This window comes from uncultured Salegentibacter sp. (genome assembly GCF_963972535.1).
In the GTDB taxonomy this organism is placed as follows: domain Bacteria; phylum Bacteroidota; class Bacteroidia; order Flavobacteriales; family Flavobacteriaceae; genus Salegentibacter.
In genome coordinates this window covers 1-19,300 of record NZ_CAXAVR010000005.1, presented here as the reverse complement: position 1 = coordinate 19,300, position 19,300 = coordinate 1, and the positions used below count along the sequence as shown (strand labels likewise).

At 38.5% G+C, this 19,300-nt stretch carries 2 protein-coding genes; both read right to left on the bottom strand.

The window, feature by feature from the left end; translation table 11 throughout:
* Positions 1 to 337: 337 nt before the first annotated feature.
* Positions 338 to 9,490 (bottom strand): LamG-like jellyroll fold domain-containing protein, encoded by a 9,153-nt coding sequence (locus AACZ30_RS01385; protein WP_339647131.1) that lies wholly within the window; start codon positions 9,488 to 9,490, stop codon positions 338 to 340.
* Between the two features lie 150 nt (positions 9,491 to 9,640).
* Positions 9,641 to 19,300 (bottom strand): LamG-like jellyroll fold domain-containing protein (locus AACZ30_RS01380; RefSeq protein WP_339647129.1); only part of this gene is annotated, 9,660 nt, incomplete at its 5' end.

Below are 19,300 nucleotides of genomic sequence, written 5' to 3'. Positions count from 1 at the left end.
CAGATATAAAACCTTTAATATCAGATAAAAGACCATTTGGAAGAATAAATAATGTCTAAATGTAGGAAAAATCTTTCTTTTTAAATAATTGCTTTTTTCAATCTATAGCTATTAATTAATTTCTGAAATTTGATTTTAGTAGTAAGTAGATAGGCTACTACCTTCAATAAAAAATGCTCTCAGAGAGAAACGTCTTTAGAGCTCAATTTTTGTTCTTTTAAGTGGGAAATGTTTAATTAAATCAGATTTAGAATAAAAAATAGCGTCTAAAAACCGATAAGTAATTTAGGATTACTCTATGAGAAAAAAGTAGTTCAGGAATATATTAATAAGAAATTTAGTCTTTTCTAATAATTACTTTTTTGGCATAATCTCCTGCATTAGTAAAGATTTTTACGATATAAACTGCGGTGCTTAAGGATTTTTTCTGCGGAATATAAATTTCTTTAATGTCTGGTATTCCAAAATGCTGATCTACCAATTGGCCTGCAATATTGTAAATATTTATATGCTCAATTTTATGAATTTCAGGGTTGTTAATTACAAATTCCCTGTTCTCCATGGAATAATAAAAATCTACAGGTCCTTCCCCGGGTTCTTTATCTTTTCGAGTGCTGGTTAAATCCTGGAAAACAATTTCATATAAATCTTTATATTCTCCTGCAGGTAAAGTAGCTTTAAAAGCTTCCTTTCGTAAATCGTGATACGTACTGTCACTATTGTTACGCAAATAGATTTCTATAATATCTGGAAGGTTAGGTAATTCACTAATTTCTATACTGAACTCTTTTTCTTCGGCAATTTTAATACCCAAAGGTAACCTTTGGTCGAGGTTGAAATGAGGTACACCCTGAATTACATAATTGCCTTCCCCAACTACCCAATACATATCTTCTTTGCCTTTATCTATTAAAGGGGCATCAAAACCGAGATCGAAGCCCTGGCTGGTTCTGGCATCTGCGCCCACCAAAATTTCCCGGTGATAGCCGGTAGGAGAATGAAACTTTAGTCTTATTTTATAACGGCTATCTGCACTTTTTTCATCCGTATTTTTATTGGTTTTATTATTATCGCGTGGTTTTAGAAAGAAAGAAGAACTTTGCCCTCGCTCCATTACAAAAGCACGTTGGCTATTTTTAAAAACAATATTTCCCGACCCAAAGTCATCAATATCTTCTGCCTGGGTATCCAGGGTAGTGTTTACAAAAAATCCCTGGCCTACTGGAATATACGGCCCGGCCTTTTTGGTGCTTTGGGCGCCGGAAGCATTAATCCTGGAATCGTTGGAAATAGCCGAAACTCCATCTATTAAATTTCGTACAGCGTAGCCGCCCACGTACTGCGACAGGTAATGGGTGTGGCCCCCAAAATGATCCCAGAAATAAACCGCTCCATTTAAAAGGTTTTTGTCATTGCGACCTCCATTATCTTTACTAATATTATCCAGTATAAATTCTTCGACACTAATTGCAGAAGGATATGGATTTCCTAAAAGATAATTTTGTCCCTGCTGAATTTCGCTGACTTTAATAATACCGTTATTCGGAAAACCAGAAAAAGTATAGTTTTGAAGTTTTCCCTTTTTAACATCTATATTTTCAGTGCCTTTCATAGTATAGCCTTCGCCGGGTTTTAAAGCAGTGTAACTTCCAATTTGTTCCCATTGGCTATATTCGTTGGCTTTCCTGGCTCTAAAGGCATTAATCCAGTAATCACTAATTTTAATAGGATTTGCTTTTTCACCATCGGCGTGCGTATGCGCCCATTTAAAATTGATATTTTGGAAGTCTTTTGTGCCCACGGTAGACCCGTCTTTCATCACCTGGTTAACTTTATAATTTTGGCTATTAGAATTTGGTAAAACAGGAGAACTCCAGTAATTATAATTATAGCTACTTGCCGTACCTTGTTGATCCCGTTCCAGGCCGCCGGAACCACTAATTTCACTGCCTTCTGTTTGTATTAATTGAGATTCACCATTAAGGTCAATATAACCGTTTAGCTCCAGATAATGGGTAATAGTTAATGCATTTCCGGTTCCAAATCCGGTTTGGCTTTGGCCCATATTGTTCTCGCCATTCATATTGAGGATTCCCTTTTCAGAAATTAATCCTAATAAGCTGATATTATTTTGGTTATTCTGCGTGGCCGGGTTTTCTATATCTTCAGAAAGCTTTACGATATTCCAGGTTATTCTGCTATTATCAATCCCCTGGCTGCTGGGTGGATCCCAGACATCTCTTTTAGTTATATTTTTACCATTTAATTGTTGAGGTAATTTCCAGGTTGTCTTCTTAAACCATTCTTGTCCACTGGTGTAAAGGATATATGGAACCGGAGCGGTGTTTTCCTGCATTTCCTGTATATTTTTCAATAATCCATTGGCTATTTCTCCTGTACTTCCAAGGTTATCGGTAAATCCATCGCTAATAAGATCATTCTGTGCAAGAAGCTGATAATAACCTGCTAAATTGGTCCATACAACATTTTCGGGGGCGTTTGGTAAGTTTAAATTATTGCCGAGTACAGTACCACTCACGTTTGCACCGTCTTTTTCAAGACGTTGATTCATAAAGAATCTTATTTGTTCGATTGAGATTGCTGTATTCCAAAGTCTAACTTCTTCAATATAACCTTCAAAGTGATCTTTACTTTCTATAGTTTCATCTGCGGTAAAAGCAGCACCAATAAGCGCAGGGGTTTCGGTTGCTCCTATTGATTGAGGAATATTTGTAGTATTTGTTTGAATTTCAATACCATCAATATAAATTCTAAGAACTGAACCCTGATTATAAACCGCAGCAATATGAAACCAACGATCTGTATTTATTTTTTTTCCTGAAACTACACTCTTATTATTAACACGGAATGTTGGGGAGCCATTATTAAGAAAAAGATCATAGCCGGCATTCATATTGTCTGCAGACCTTTTAGACAAAATAGTTTTTGTGCCTGAAATTGAATGTGGTTTTACCCAGGCTTCAATAGAAAAACTCGAATTAATATTATAGTTGTCTCCTAAATCTACAAAATCGTCAATTCCATCAAAGTTTAATTGACTACAGGAGGGAGGGAAGGTGATCTCAATTTCTTCACTCACGCTACAGCTTTCATTTGCATTAGAAGAAACACTCCAGGTAAGCGTATAGGTTTGTCCCGGCTGGCCCGTAAAACTGGTATTCGGATTATTAGGATCTCCAAGTAATGCAGTCTCTCCATTATTATAAGACCAGGAGCCCGCGCCTATTTCAGGATCTATAGGAGAAGCAGCTAGCCAAAGTGTTTTTATTCCACATTCGGAAATCTCAGAAACTTCCCCTGCGTTTATTTCAGGAGGAGTAAGGGTTGTGAAGGTTTTAACTTTAGCAGCGCAATTCTCGCTGGAACTTACCAGAAAGGTATATCCTTTTCCGCCTTGCAATCCTGAAATTATAAAGCGTTCTGTCGCTATATCATAATTTATCTGTTCCTGCCCTAAATTAATTTGATTTCCTTCAGCATCTAATATGTCAAGTATGTAAGGAATATTTTCAGGATCAATCGTTTCCTCAGCAAAAAGTCCGCCGCTTACAGGTATGGAAACTACAGCGCCAAAATCATCAAAACAGGATGCTTCTTCCAATTCAATCGGAGCTCCTACAATCAATTCTTCAGGTTGCTGAATTGTAATCGTGTCTGTTCTTACTGTACATCCTTTAGCATCGGTTACATCGGCATAATAATCTCCAGCTATCAGGTTTTCTGCAATTCTTCCGGTTTGGCCATCACTCCAGAGGAAAGTGAATGGCGCTGTGCCGGTATTTTCAATTATATTGATTTCTATTTCACCGTTATCTCCTTCAAAACAACTTACATCTTGCAAAATGAGTTCCAATTCCGGACTAATATTGAAAATAATATTTATAGTATCACTTACAGTTTCACAAACCGCCCCGGCGTCTTCATTAGAAGTTAATATTAATTCTATTTCGCCCGAAGCAATTTCTTCTTCATTAGGGGTGTAAGTAGTGCTGATTAAATTAGGATCGGTAAATCGTGAATTATCTCCCGCTGCCGTGCTCCAGAAGCCTGAATTTATACTTGGATGCATTATTGAAGCTGAAGAAAGATCTATAATCGGTTCGTTGGAGCAAATTTCCATATCCTCTCCGGCAAAAACCACGGCTTTTTCAACTACTTCTACCGTAGTAGTTTTAGATTCTAAATTACAGCCATAGAAATCGGTGATTTGTAAGGAATATTCCCCTGCCATTTCAGCTGTAGCGTTCGGGATCTGAATTGTATCTGCCGCTACACGCTCACTTTCTTCATTTATAGTTTTTGATCTAGTGAATCCGTTTGGTCCCGTCCAGTTAAATGTTATAGGAAACCTACCGCCATCCAGGTTTGCTGCCAATTCTATAGTTTCATCTTCACAAATGGGGCCATTATTTTCAGGGATAAATTCGAAATTAAAAGATCTAAAAGCAGAAAATGAAATATCATCTATCCCAAAGTCGTTACCATCTCTTACTGGATTTTCATTAACAATTTTGAGTACAACTTGAGTATTAGAACCAGAATTCCATACCTGGGGGTTATAAAATTGAATCCATTCACCTCGAGCTAAACCAGTAAGATCCCCCAAATTACTTTCAGCTAGGGGGGTATTTTGTCCAGGTAATGTTATAATTAATCTTAACCTTGCTTCTTCTCGGGCAACTAAGTTGGAAGTCCAAGCACTAAAATAATAGTCTGTGTCAGTAGAAATGTCTATAGGATCTGTTTGCCACACTACACTACCTTGGCTTGGATCTCCATTTACGATCATGAAATTCCCGGAACCCCCATGTCCATAACCGTAGAAATCGTTGTGATAATCCCTGGCATTATCATCAACAGCATAATCTCCTTCGGGGTATAAATCCCCACCCGGAGGAACATACCTATAAACTGTATTAAAGCCGGTATTTCCATCTTCAAAATCTCCATTTGTAACTAAATTCTCACTTGGAGTTAGAGATGTGGAGGCTTCGCAGCCATCCCTGGTAACGTATAAAGTGTAAGTCTGGGCTAAACTAATATCTATGGAAGAATTATGGGATATTGTTTCACCTCCAGATTCCCACCTGTAGCTGTCATAATTCTGATCAGCAGACAGTCTTATTTTATTTGATTCTTCGAACACACAATAATCAGCTACGATTGTTGGTTGTAAGGGTTCTTTTATAATTACTTTTACAGAATTACTCCCTTGATTACAAATATCTTCATTTTCAATATCGTAAGTGTAAGTAGCAGTGAAAACTGTAGTTTCGCTCAGCTGACCAATATCTTCAGTGAGTAAATTTGGTTTACCTTCAATAAGCCATTGGGGATCATCTGAACGTGTCCAGTGAACAGAAGAACTAGTTGCTGATTCACTCGTAATATTTAAATTGTCAATCGCCCAATAATCTCTGTAATCTCCACCGCCATTATAGCGAAATCTAAGTATTAGATTTTCATGTCCTCGGGGAAGAGTAAATTCTCTCGAAGAAATGAAGTTCCCTGGAGAACCCTGAAGATTATTATAGCTGTGATTCTGTTCAATTGTTTCCCACGAATCTCCGCCATTTACTGAATATTCTATAAAACCTTCGCCACTTGAATTTCTAAAATAATGATCAAAATATAATCGGATATTACTTTGGCCTACGGTGTTAATAGTTGGACTGATGAGACTTGAATTATTATTCTCATTATTTCCATTAATTAAATAATACTGGGTACCATTAGGACTGAAGAAGTTTATATCACTGCAAAAAATGAAAAAACAGCTTCTGTATGCTCTTAGCCCATCTTCCCTTACTGTCCAATTTGAAGAGCCAGAAGAAGTCCACCCAGCATTTCCATTTTCGAAGCTATAATTTAAAGATAGTGGTTCTGCTGTTTCCTGATTTAATGTAGAACTGGAATATAATTTTATATCATTAATTTCAGCAGGACTTGAAGGCGAACAGATTTCTATTTCTTCAACAGCATCATTCTCGTTTTCATTCGACAAAGAGACTCCGGCCTCAACTTCTGGAGCAGGTTTTACATCTATGAAAACACTTTCCGTTTTGGGGTTACAATTTCCATAAGCGAAATTATATACGAATTCAACTCTATTTATTCTATTTTCAGTGGAATTAGTTAAAGTGGTATTTATAGCGCCGTTTCCAGAAGTTTTTGAAGCACTTATACCACTTTTAGGAACCATTTCCCAAGAAATTGATGAGTTGGAAATATTTAAACTGTTATTGGTGGTAAATTCCTGACCGCTGCAGAATTCAAAACTTTTATCACCTAATAAATTAGGAGTGGGACTTACAGGGACTTCAAGAATAATAGGATTTTCTTCTCCTATAACACAACCATTCTCTGCCTCTATTATAATTTCATATTCTACGGTAATAGTTACCTCAGAATTGTTAGTCAATATATCTTCAATATTTCCTTTGCCACTTTCAGTTCCATTAATTCCTTCTCTTTCTCTTCGAACCCAATAATAATTTTTAACAGGAATATTACTATCAAATTCATAAAAAAATGCAGCATCAGAACATATTTCATTGATCGTAGTTGAACTTGTAAGGTCGGGAGCAATTTGTGTGATAATAACCTCCTTTATGTTTGAGCAACCCTGAGTATTTTCACCTTTAATATAATAAGTGCCCAAACTAACTTCAGTAGGATTACTTATTGCTATGGTAGCTTCCGCATCTTCCCAATAGGTATAAGTTAAAGAGTTATTGCTTTTAATTGAAGTATCTGTAAGGTCAACTGCTGATACACACTCAGGTAGGTTTATTTCAAACTCCGGCGTTGGGTTTACCGTAATTACAACCGGAATTGTTGATCCTGTACATTCTTCTGCTTCAGGGCTAATTCTATAAGTAACATTTTGAGGCTGGGAAGTATTATTAGTAAGTTCATGTTCTATTATTCCTTCTCCTGCTAAACTTCCACTTATTGCGCCTTCAATACCTGCCGGGGCATCAACCGTCCAGGTAAAACCTGTGTTGGCTACCGGGCTCGCCAATGAAATATCTGTTATTTCTCCTGAGCAAATTTGATTGGTAAATGAAGCATCTGCCACCGGACTAGGTTTTACAGTTACAGCAATTTCAACCGGCTCTCCAATGCAGCCGTTAGCCTTTGGAGTAATGGTGATAGTAATATTTACTGGAATATTTGAATTATTTACCGGGGTAAAAACCGGAATCTCTGTAACGTTGGTTCGGTTGGAAAGTCCTATAGTAGAACCTCCTGAAATATCATAAGTAATCCCTGTAACATTACCCAATAAAGGTATTGCTTCAGTGGGAGCAGCGTTACATAGTTCAGGGATTACAGGCGTTTCTAATTCAGGTTTTGGTTTAACTTCTATAGTAAAAGTTTGTATTTCGCCAACACAGTTATTGGCCGATGGTACTATTGAAATAGTCGCTATTTGCAACTCGTTGGTATTATTATTTGCTGTAAATGGGTTGATATTCCCGGTGCCCGAAGCACCAAGGCCTATATTTGGATTATCGTTAGTCCATTCTACGGTACTGCCCGTTACCGAAAAACCGGAAAGATCGATAGTATTAACTGTCTCGCCCTCACAAATTTCAATATCGTTGGGTGTAGTAACAGAGGGAGTAGGGTTAATTGTAATAAAAAAATAATTTTCTTCTCCTTCACAATTTCCCCCAAATGGAATTACAGTGAATTTTACTTCTATAGGGCTACTAGTATTATTAATTGCTGTAAATTCAGGAATATTGCCAGTTCCGCTTGAAGCCAGGCCAATATTTGCATTAATATCGGTGTCGTAGAACCATTCGTATTTTTTATTTGCTAAATCATTTCCGGTAAAAATTATGCCGGAAATTTCTTCAGTATTACAATATTCGTTGCCATCAATTTCCGGAATTTCAACAGTAGGTTCAGGTATAGAAATTAATTGTTCCGCAGTTACAAAATTCTCTGCTGAATCCGTAAAAGTCCAGGTTACGGTATATTCTCCATAAGAATCAAATTCAAGAGGATCACCGGTGGTTCCAGTAATTTCTGTGTCGCAATTATCGGTAGTTGTTGGAAAATCTGTAATTTCTGTACCGCATGTCCAACTGATATCTGGTAATGATGGTTTAACTGGTGCTTGATTATCAACTACAGTTATTGTTTGTGTGGCGGTTGCAGTATTATCGGAATTATCGATTACCGTCCAGGTTACGGTAGTTTCTCCAATAGGAAAAACCAAAGGTGCATCATTAGTAGTATTTTTTATTCCGCAGTTGTCGTTTGTATTTGGGGTTCCCAGGTTTACATTAGAGGCTGTACATTCATTGTTGTCCGTATTTACGCTCAAATTCGCAGGGGCGGAAATTGTAGGGTTTTGATTATCAACTACAGTTACTGTTTGTGTGGCGGTTGCAGTATTATCGGAATTGTCGGTTATTGTCCAGGTTACGGTAGTTTCCCCCATAGGAAAAACCGAAGGCGCATCATTTGTAGTATTTTTTATTCCGCAGTTGTCGTTTGTATCTGGTGTTCCCAGGCTTACATTAGAGGCTGTACACTCATTGCTATCTGTATTTACGCTTACATTCGCAGGGGCAGAAATTGTTGGATTTTGATTGTCAACTACAGTTACTGTTTGTGTGGCGGTTGCAGTATTATCAGAATTATCGCTTACCGTCCAGGTTACGGTAGTTTCCCCAATAGGAAAAACCGAAGGCGCATCATTAGTAGTATTTTTTATTCCGCAGTTGTCGTTTATATTTGGTGCTCCCAGGTTTACATTAGAGGCTGTACACTCATTGTTGTCAGTATTTACGCTCACATTTGCAGGGGCGGAAATTGTAGGATTTTGATTATCAACTACAGTTACTATTTGTGTGGTGGTTGCAGTATTATCGGAATTATCGGTTACTGTCCAGGTTACGGTAGTTTCTCCAATAGGAAAAACCGAAGGCGCATCATTTGTAGTATTTTTTATTCCGCAGTGGTCGTTTGTATTTGGTGTTCCCAGGCTTACATTAGAGGCTGTACATTCATTGTTGTCCGTATTTTTGGTAACATTTCCAGGTGCAATGACAGTTGGATTTTCATTATCAATAACAGTAATTATTTGGGTGTCACTATCAGTTCCTTCGTTGTTGGTTATGGTCCAGGTTATGGTAGTATTCCCTACAGGAAATTGGTTTGGAGCATCGTTCGTTACGTTCCCTTCACCACTCGTTTGGGGAGAACCTAAAACTACATTTGAAGCGTAGCATTGTCCAGAATTATTGTTGAATGTTTTATCACCAGGAGCGGTAATAGTGGGGGCTGCATTTAAATAGAAACCAACAAAAAAGAAATTTTCAGAATTTTTATCTTTTAAAACTGGTTTTTCAGGCCCATAGGAAATATTAGAAAATAACGGATTTACAGCGTGTATGAACAAGCCGTAAATAAGAATTATTAATAAAAACCGGGGAGTAATTTTACCCATAGGCAACTAAAATGTTACAAGTGGTAAAATTACATATAAAAAAACTATTTTAACAAGAAATTAAGTCAGAAATATAACTTAATCCTCTAAAAATCAGATTAAATGCAAATTAAATAGGATGAAAGGTTTTAATTGTAAGAAAAGACTTTCTTATTTCATAATAAACTTTTTATTTCTGTTTCCATCTGCTGTAATTAGTTTTACAATATAAACACTGGCGCCTACGGGATTTATTACTAGAATGTTCTGTTTTTGTAGTGGAATATCGGTATGTGTCTGGACAAGTTTTCCGCTTAAATCAAATACATGAACCTCAGATATCTCAATGAGTTCAGGATTATCAATTCTAAGTTCATAAGTTTCGTCATTATATTTAAAATCTATTGTCGAACTTAAATCAGGTTTTTCTGGAATTTCGGGAATCGCTTTAATATTCTTAAAGATTATTTGAAACCTGTTGTGAATTCTACCCAGCTGAGAGATAGCGTCATAAGGTTTTTCTTTAAGATCGTGCACAGTATCCAGTAATTTATCATTCAAATAAACCGGAATTTCATCAGGGAAATTTTCAAGACTATCTATATGAATTTTAAAATACCCATCTCCGGCTATTTTTACACCAATAGGTAAGACCTGACCTGTGTTAAAATTGGGAACACCCTGAATCACAACTTTCGAGGAATCTATAAGCCAGTACATATCTTCCTGGTTATTTTCTATTAAAGGAGCGTCATAACCAAGGTCAAAACCATTGCTGGTATTAACATCTCGGGTAACTAAAATTTGCCGGTGGTAACCTTTTGGAGAATGGAATTTAAGCCTAATTTTAGCTCTTTCATCGCTATCCTGAGCTTTTATATTTTTTGATTTGGCAAGAGGTTGAAGAAAAATTGAACTGCTCACATTTTCTCTAACACCCTGGCGCTGGGAATTTTTAAAAATAACATCACCTCCTGCTATTGTAATATTTCCTGAATTTTCTTCATCTAACCTTGTGTTTAGGAAAAATCCCTGGCCTACAGGAATAAATTGTTGCGGGGTTTTTGTCCCCTTGGCATCGTTGGCATTTATACGATAATCATTTGAAATTGCCTGCACCCCGCCGGCTAGTGAATATGCTGCATAGCCACCCACATATTCCCTAAGTATATGAGTATTTTCTGCTCCAAAATGATCCCAAAAATAAACCACTCCGTTAAAAACATTTTGTGAATTTCTACCGTCGGTAACATCTTTTAGATTATCCAGGATAAATTCGTTGGCATTTAGCGCCGACGGATATGGGTTGCCTACCAGGTAATTCATATCTGGACCAATGTTTAATTCAATTCTGCCATTATGCGGCTTACCAGTAAAAACATAGTTTTGTTCCTCCAGAATTGAAGCCGTACCCGAGCTTCCTTTCATAGTAAACCCTTCGCCGGTGTTAAGGGTCCCGTTAGCTCCAATATGTTCCCAGTCTCCATATTGGTTTGCTCTGCCGTTAAAAGCATGTAGCCAGTAAGCACTTATTATAATTGGAGATGTTCGGGCCTGGTCCGCTGCCGCATGACCTCCTCTAAAATCTATATTTAAAGGATTTTGTGTATTTGTGCCATCTCGCAAGATTGTTGAAATGGTATATGGAGAATTATTACTACTTCCTTGTGCACTAACCGGCGAGCTCCAGTAATTATAGTTAAAACTGTTACGGGTGCCCTGTTGATCTCGTTCTAAATAACCACTACTGGCCTCTTCCAAAATACTAGCCTCATCCTGCAAAAGTTGGGATTCGCCAATTAAATTTATAATCCCATCTAATTTCAAATAATGGGTAATACGCAGAAATTTTCCATTATTATATTCATCCATCGCATCACTGGGATCGGCAATTTCCAATTCTTTCTCTTCGGATATTAATCCCAAAACGGTAATATTTTTATTTCCTGAATTAATATTGTGAGAAGTTCTAACGATATTCCATTCAATTGGATCTCCATTTATTCCTGTGCTGTTTGGTGCATCCCAAACTTCAAAATGCGTCCAGGTATTATTAGTAGCCCAGTTTTGCCCGTCTGTTCGTGAAGTGTAGGGCAGTGGCGCCGTATTTTCCTGGAGCGTTTCCATATTTTTAAGTTTACCGGGGATGGCATTTTGTGCCAAATCGGGAGTGGTTCCTCCGACTACAAGTTCCTCCTGAGCTAATAATTGGTAGTATCCCGCTAAATCAGCAAAACTTAATCCTTGCGGCACATTCATAGGAATTTCTACTCCCATTTGAGTACCATTATTGTAGAGACGTTGGTTCATCATAAACCTTATTTGTTCTACGGTTATAGCAGTATTCCAAATTCTGACTTCTTCTATCCAGCCTGTAAAATAATTTTCAGCAGTACTAGTGGTATTGTTCCAGCTGGCACCAATAAGGGTTCTTTTGCCACCATTTCCGAGGTTAAAACTACCGCTTTCAATTCCGTCTATATAAAGAGTATTATTAGAAACCGCAATATGATACCAACGGGAATTTGTATTAATTCCAGCCGGTAAGTTTTCTAGATTAATTTCGAAGTTAGGCCCGCTTATAATAGTTCCTGTTGAAGCTTCAGGCCGAATCCACGCCTCTAAACTGTAATTTCCTGTATATCTTTCTCCTAAATCAACATAGTCATCTAACCCATCAAAATCAAGGGCAATACAATCTTCAAAAACAACTTCCGCAGTTTCATAAATTGGTGAACAAGTTTCATTTTCAATTAAATTTCCATTCTCGTCGGTTTCAGTAGATTCTAAAACCCAGGTAATAGTATAGCTTTCCGGACTTTCCGATTGCGAAGTGAAAATAGCATTCGGGTTGTTTATAGGGTCGCTCTCATTTTCAGGATCAATATTTGAAAATTCGTAGCCTTCGGGCCCTTCTACTACCCATTTTCCAATATATCCATCCAGGGTAGGATAGGAAGTGATTTCGCCCTGAGCTTCGCTACTTACAGTTGCAGTTAATTGTGCAGAATAAACTCCGCAGCTCCCGGTTTCAGCCTGTACGGTAGAAGTATATTGGTCGTAAACAAAAACTCTAATTTCTTCATTGTTAGTAGCAGTAGCGCAAGAGCCGCCTGTGTATTCTAAAGTGGTGGTAATTACAGAGACATTCCATCCAATTTCAGTGGGTTCCCAGATTTCTGAATTATTTGTACCAATAATAACCGGAGTATCGGGATCTGTAGTGTCTTCCCAAACTACTCCAACATTTTGTGGTCCATCGGGTAAAATAATATTATCAATAGCCCATACATCACCCTGTCTGGCTCCAACATAACTAAACATTATTCTTAAGTTGTTTTGCCCAATATAATCTCCCACATCAATTTCAATTTTATTTTCAGGTCGGGAAATAGGCGTTCCCGAGGCAAAATTATTATAATTCCCACTCGAAGGATCCCCGTTATTACTATATAATGAGGTGTAAGTACTGCCGCCGTTTGTTGATATTAAAACTTCAATAGAGGCTCCATCGGTAAGGTTGTAGGCCTGATCAAAAGTTAAAATGCCTGAGTCCATTCCGTCTAAAGCAAATACGTTGGTCTCCATAGTAGAGGTGTTATTCCCAGAGACCAGGGAGAAACCTTTGTTTCCGTCATCTAAACTGTGATCAAATAATTGAAGTGAGGTATTGTACGGGGATGAAAGGTTTGCCGTAATAAATTCCCTTGGCGTCACCCTACGCCAAACATTAGGAGCAGTATTGTTGGCGCTGGTTTCAAAGTTTTCTTCAACTCCATTAGAATTTATAATTCTCCAACCCTGTTGATTTATTGAAGCGTTATCAAAATTACCACTATCATTTACTCCGTCACCAGATTGATAACCCGTTTCGGCACTTAAAGTGACATCGGCTCCCAAACAAATTAAATTCTCACTCACAGTTACGGGAGCAGGTTCAATATTAGAAGAGATTACACTTAAAATAGCCGTTCTGCTTACCACTGGATTAGTACAGGAACCATTTACTATTTCTGCCTGAAAAATTAATGTTTCGGTACCAACCAACCCGGTAATAATTGCTGAGGAAAGGACATTGCCGTTTTCTCCTGGTATAGTTTGAAAAGAAGCCTGTGATGCAGTTCGGTATTTCCAGGCAAATACCTCCCCGGTATGGCCGGAAAGAACCAGGTCTTCTAAAAATTCTGGATCCTCACAAGTGGTATATAATCGGTCGAAACCTGCAAAATTTAATTCCCCGCCAATTGGCCGTTCATCTACCTGTATATAAATTGTTTCTGAAATAGTTTCTTCACAAACTCCATTTTGTACCGCAGCTCTAAAACCGGTGGTTGTGATAAGGTTTTGATAAGTATAGCTTGTAGAAATTTCCGATTCTTCTAAATCTATAATTTTCCAGGTTTCACCAATATCTTCTGTGAATTCCCAACGAATTACCTCACCATTAATGCCAGACAATGCAATTTCTCCCGAATTATTTCCAGTACAAACATTGGTTTCTCCAGATATAGTTCCGGCATCGCTGGGTTGATCTACTTCAATGGTAATTTCAGCGGTAGTAGAACATTCTCCTGTTCCAGTACCAACCACTTTGTATGTAGTAGTTATTTCCGGCTTGACCTCCAGGGAAGCGGTAGTGCCAATTTCTTCATCGGCTTCATTATACCAAACATAAGTATCAGCTCCCTCCGCAGTTAATGTTACCAATGATGCGGCACACACCAGGGTTTCTGAAGAGGTTATGGTAACTTCCGGTAACTCATGAATTATGACTTCAATAGCAACTTTATCGCTTTCGCAATCATTTAGACTTTGAGAAACGTAATATTGGTACGTTCCCATACTTTCAGTATTGGGCAGGGGCGCTTCTGAAAGCAGATTTTCTTCGGCATCATACCAATTTAAACTAGCCGAGTCCGCTACCACAGCTTCAAGAGGATTGGCTGTCTCGCCTTCACAATATTCTATAGAAATTGTAGTTTCGGGAGCTGCAGGTTTTTCTTTAATATTTACACTTACTGCTATACGTTCACTTTCGCAAACATCTGGTGTTTGGGTAACCCAATAAATGATTTCTCCCGGTTCATCAGTACTCGGTACCGGAGTTTCAGGAAAAGCAACATCACCGTTTTCAGTGGCGTACCAGGTGAGATTTTCGCCTGCCAGAACGCTTAAAGCAGGAGCTTCTTCATATTGACAATATTCAAAATTTGCTACCGTTGGCGGTTCCGGTACTTCATTTAAGCGTAATTGAAAAGGATTAGTCACTGCGGTAGAACAAGTGAATTCCGCCGGCCCCTGGACTTTCACATAATAGTCGCCATTGTAATTGGTAGTGACATTTATTATCTCCAATGTACCAGCATACCTGCCGTTTTCATCGGCCGGTTGAGTAGTGATTGTAATATTTTCATCGGAATCATCTACTATGGAATTTCCTTTATACCAGGTGAAAGTTAATGGTGCACCGTTAGCATGGGCAATAAACTTCATGGTAACTTCTGAAAAACCGTCTCCGCAAATCGGCACTTCGGTCACAGGTTCTTCTATAATTATATCTTCATCTACGTTTAAGCTAACGGTTTCTGAAGTAACCGGTGCACAACCTGCCGGTCCACTCACTTCAACATAATATTCACCGGCGTTTTGGGAAGTGGTATTATTAAAAGATAAAGTGGCTTCGGTAGCTCCTGAAACTGCTTCTCCATCCCGGAACCATTGATATTGAAGTTCATCACCAGTTGCAACTACAGAAAGTTCACTGGGTTCTGTAGAGCAAATCCCTACACTAAATGGTTGAGAGGTAATTGCCGGAGCTTCATAAATTATGATGTTGGTGGTAACTTCTGAAGCAGTACAGGCATCAATTTCTGGAAGTGTATATGTTATGGTATGTTCGCCGGGTTCGCTTGCTGCAGGATTAATATTCCCTTCACTATCTATAACTAAACCGGTACTTCCAGAAAAAGTTCCGGTTTTATAAAGCTCTGGTGTTTCTTCAAAATTTACAGGAAAGTTTTCACTATTTGAACTGCAAAATGGTGCATTGTAAGAAATACTCGCATAAGGAACTTCGGTAATACTTACATTAGTGGTTAAAAATACTTCTTCGCAACCTCCCGCAGCTGCTATAATACATGTGACTGTATAATCTCCCGGATCACTGGAGCCGGGGAGAATGTCTCCGGAATTTTCATTAATTGAAAGTCCCACAGGAGAAGCTGAAAAAGTTCCGCCGGCAATAGTTCCACTCACTTCCGAAAAATTTATTTGTTGAGGTGTATTATTTGAAGCACAAAAAGGCCCGGCATAATTTAAAGTTGCTGTTGGTAATTCTGTAATTAGGATCTCAGTTTCTGTAGAAATCATTTCGCATCCCGCTGAAGCTTCTAAGACATAGGTCACTGTATAAGTGCCTGGATCACTGTTTGCCGGATTTATTTCACCGGTTTCTGTGTTAACCGCTAAACCTGAGGTTGAAGAAAAAGTACCTCCGGTTATTGCTCCACCTCCGGTAATTGCAGGAGTGAAAGTTGAGGAATCACCCTTACAAAATTCATTGAAATCGTATGTGATTTCAGGAGTTGGAATTTCAGTAATTACTACCTCACTTGTAAATTCATATTCATTACACCCATCGGCAGCAGGAGTAGTATATGTTACCGTGTAAGTTCCTGGCGTGCTATCAGATGGATTTATAGTTCCCGTATTAGCATCAATAGATAAGCCTGCTTCTGCCGTAAATGAACCATTTTGGTAATTTCCGCTACCCGTTAAAGTTACTTCTTTGGTTGAATCACCGGCCGAGCACATTGGCGTCTCATAGCTAAAGTCTACTTGAGGAATTTCTTTAATGCTGATGGTAGTGGTAATTAATACCTGTTCACAACCTAAACTTGCCGGAATTGTATAAGTAATATTGTAATCACCGGGTTCACTACTGGAAGGACTTATTGTTCCTGTGCCGGGATCAATCTGAAGCCCGGGTTCAGCGCTAAAAGTTCCGTTTTCATAAGCTCCGATGGTATTTTCAAAAGTCACTGATTTAGCCTGGTCATCATCTTCACAGAATATAGATTCTTCATATACTAATTCTACTGAAGGAACCGGATTTACGGTTATTTCAAGGCTTTCGGAAAGCGTTTGAACGCAAGTGGGTTCTTCCTGGTATGATGTACTTACTAATTCATAGGTGGTAGATTCTGTGAGATTCCCGGAATTAAAAACGGCTTCCCCATTCTCATTTAAATCTATGGTTTTTGTGGTTCCGTTTTCAGTATAGGTGACTTGAGTATTGGGTGTACCTGAAAGTGTAATACCTGTAGTTGAATTTTCACAAATATCATGATTCTCTGTTAGGAAACTGGCCGTAGGGTTTGGTGCAAAGTAGAGAGTAACTTCAGCATAACCATCTCCACAAGCATCGGGATCGTTCTTATTGGTTTCTGGTTCTGGCACATTCACTGTGATAGTTATTTCCTGACCAAAATCGGCTGAGGTTGGTATATATTGGATAGTAAAATTATTAGGATAATTATTTGTAATAGGTGGAATATCTGTAAAGCTTCCCCCTCCATTATGTGAAAATGCAGGTTTAAATTTTTTGAAACCTCCAAATTCAATAGTTACATCAATTGGAACGGCCGTAGTGGTAGAACATAAATCCTGATTTTCTCCAAGATCGGTTATTACAAAATCAGAAACCGTAATTTCTGAATATTGACTTTCAGTGCTCTCACCGCAAATATTTCCAGCCACTACTTTTACTATTTCATTTGAATAAGGAGCACTATTAGTAACATTCACAAGAATTGCATTGGTATTCTCGCCACTTACTATTTCCCATCCCGAAGGTAAAATCCAACGATAATAATCAACCTCAGAATCATTAGGAACACTAAAAGAGATATCATTACGAGGTGGACAAATGGCATCTATTCCCAAATCTGTAGAGATAGTTCCGGGTTGATTTGGCACATCGTTTACGGCTGTTACTGCCAGACTAATTATCTCACTATCACCACACTCATTTATGGCAAACACTTCAATGTTTCCTGAAGTTGGGGAGGCACTAACAATAATACTGTTGGTGTTTTCTCCTGAAGTAATTACCCAACCGGAGGGTAATGACCATTCATAAGAATCAGCGTAGTTAATTTGGGGAATACTATATTCCAATTGAGTGGCATCTGCGCAAACTTCAACTTCCCCGGTTATTTGGATATTTTCAATTACTGGGGCAGGTGGATCAATATTTACCTCCAGGGTTTGTAAATTACCGGTACCGCAGTTATTGGTTGCTGAAACACTAACTTCTCCACTCTCTCCATATTGCCCACTGATAACCTGAATTTGTGGTGTACCCTGACCTGAAACTATAGTCCAGCCCTGGGGCAGGTCCCACGTGTACGACTCAGCTTCATTCATTTCAGAAATTGAAAAACTTAAAGAACTTTCAGGACAAATCACTTCAAATCCGTCTGCTATTTGCAGGCTTATTTCACCGGGAAGGGGAGGAGTTCCATAGTCTACATTTACTGCTAGAATATTTGCTTCGCTTTCACCACAGGAATTTACAGCTGTAACGCTAATGTTTCCGTTTTGGTCATAATTCCCAGTAGTTACGCTAATTTGATTAGAATTTGCATCGCCATTTATAGTCCAACCTGCTGGTACTGTCCAATTATAACTTTCAGCATCTGGGACCTGGGAAATGGAATAGGTTTCTATAATACCCGGACAAACCTGGTTCACGCCAGAAATGTTACCAGGGGTATTAGGAATATCTGGTTGCACAGTGATATTTAACTCACGTGAAATACTCTCTCCACAAGAATTTATAGCAATTACTTCTAAAATCGTATTGCCTGGATTCCCGGTAGTTAGGTCAATGGTATTAGTGGTACTACTGCCGCTCCAATCGCTGGGAACAATCCATTGGTAAGACTCTGCATTTGGAACTTCACTTATTGTATAATTTTCAGGGGTGCCGGGACATACTTCAGTATTGCCGGAAATTCCTCCCGGCTGAGTAGGAGCACCCGGTTCCACATTTACAGAAAGTGTCTGCTTAGTTTCCCCACAATCATTAATAGCTCTTACACTAATTTCTCCTCCCTGGCTTCCTGTGGTCACTTCTATACTGGTGCCGGTGCTGCTACCATCCCAACCCTCAGGTAATTCCCATATATAGGAATCAGCAAAATTTACGGCTGAAATATTATAGGTGGTGCTTATGCCGGGACAAATACTTATTTCTCCCTGGATGTTTCCAATACTTGCCGGTGGGCCGTCTTTTTCGCTTACACTAATAATATTACTGGTAAAATCTTCTGTACAGGGTAAGCTGGAACTTACTAAAAGCTTTACGTTATCTCCTTCAACTAAGTTTCCGGAAAAAGAATTGCCTGAACCTTCAATTTCACCATTAACCTGCCATTGATAATCTGGGTTGGTTCCTGTATTTGAAGAAGATGCTATATTAAAGCTGATGAGGTCACCGGGACAAATTTCTGCTGAATTGGCTTCAATCACCGCGCTTCCTACTCTAACGGGGTTTACTATCATCTGAATATAATCACTGGTAAGGTTACATTCTGCATCATCACCGCTGGTAACAATAACTTTTATGCGATCATTATGTGAAAGAGTAGTGGTGGTAAATTCTGCGGCATTAGTACCTGTATTCGTACCATTAATTTGCCATTGATAATTAAGAGTGCTCCCGGTGTCTCCCGTGGCGCTGAAAGTGACTTCTTCTCCCGCACAAATTTCCTTGCCGTTGTTAGAACTTATACTTAGCGAGTTGGGGCAGGCCTGCCCGTAAATACC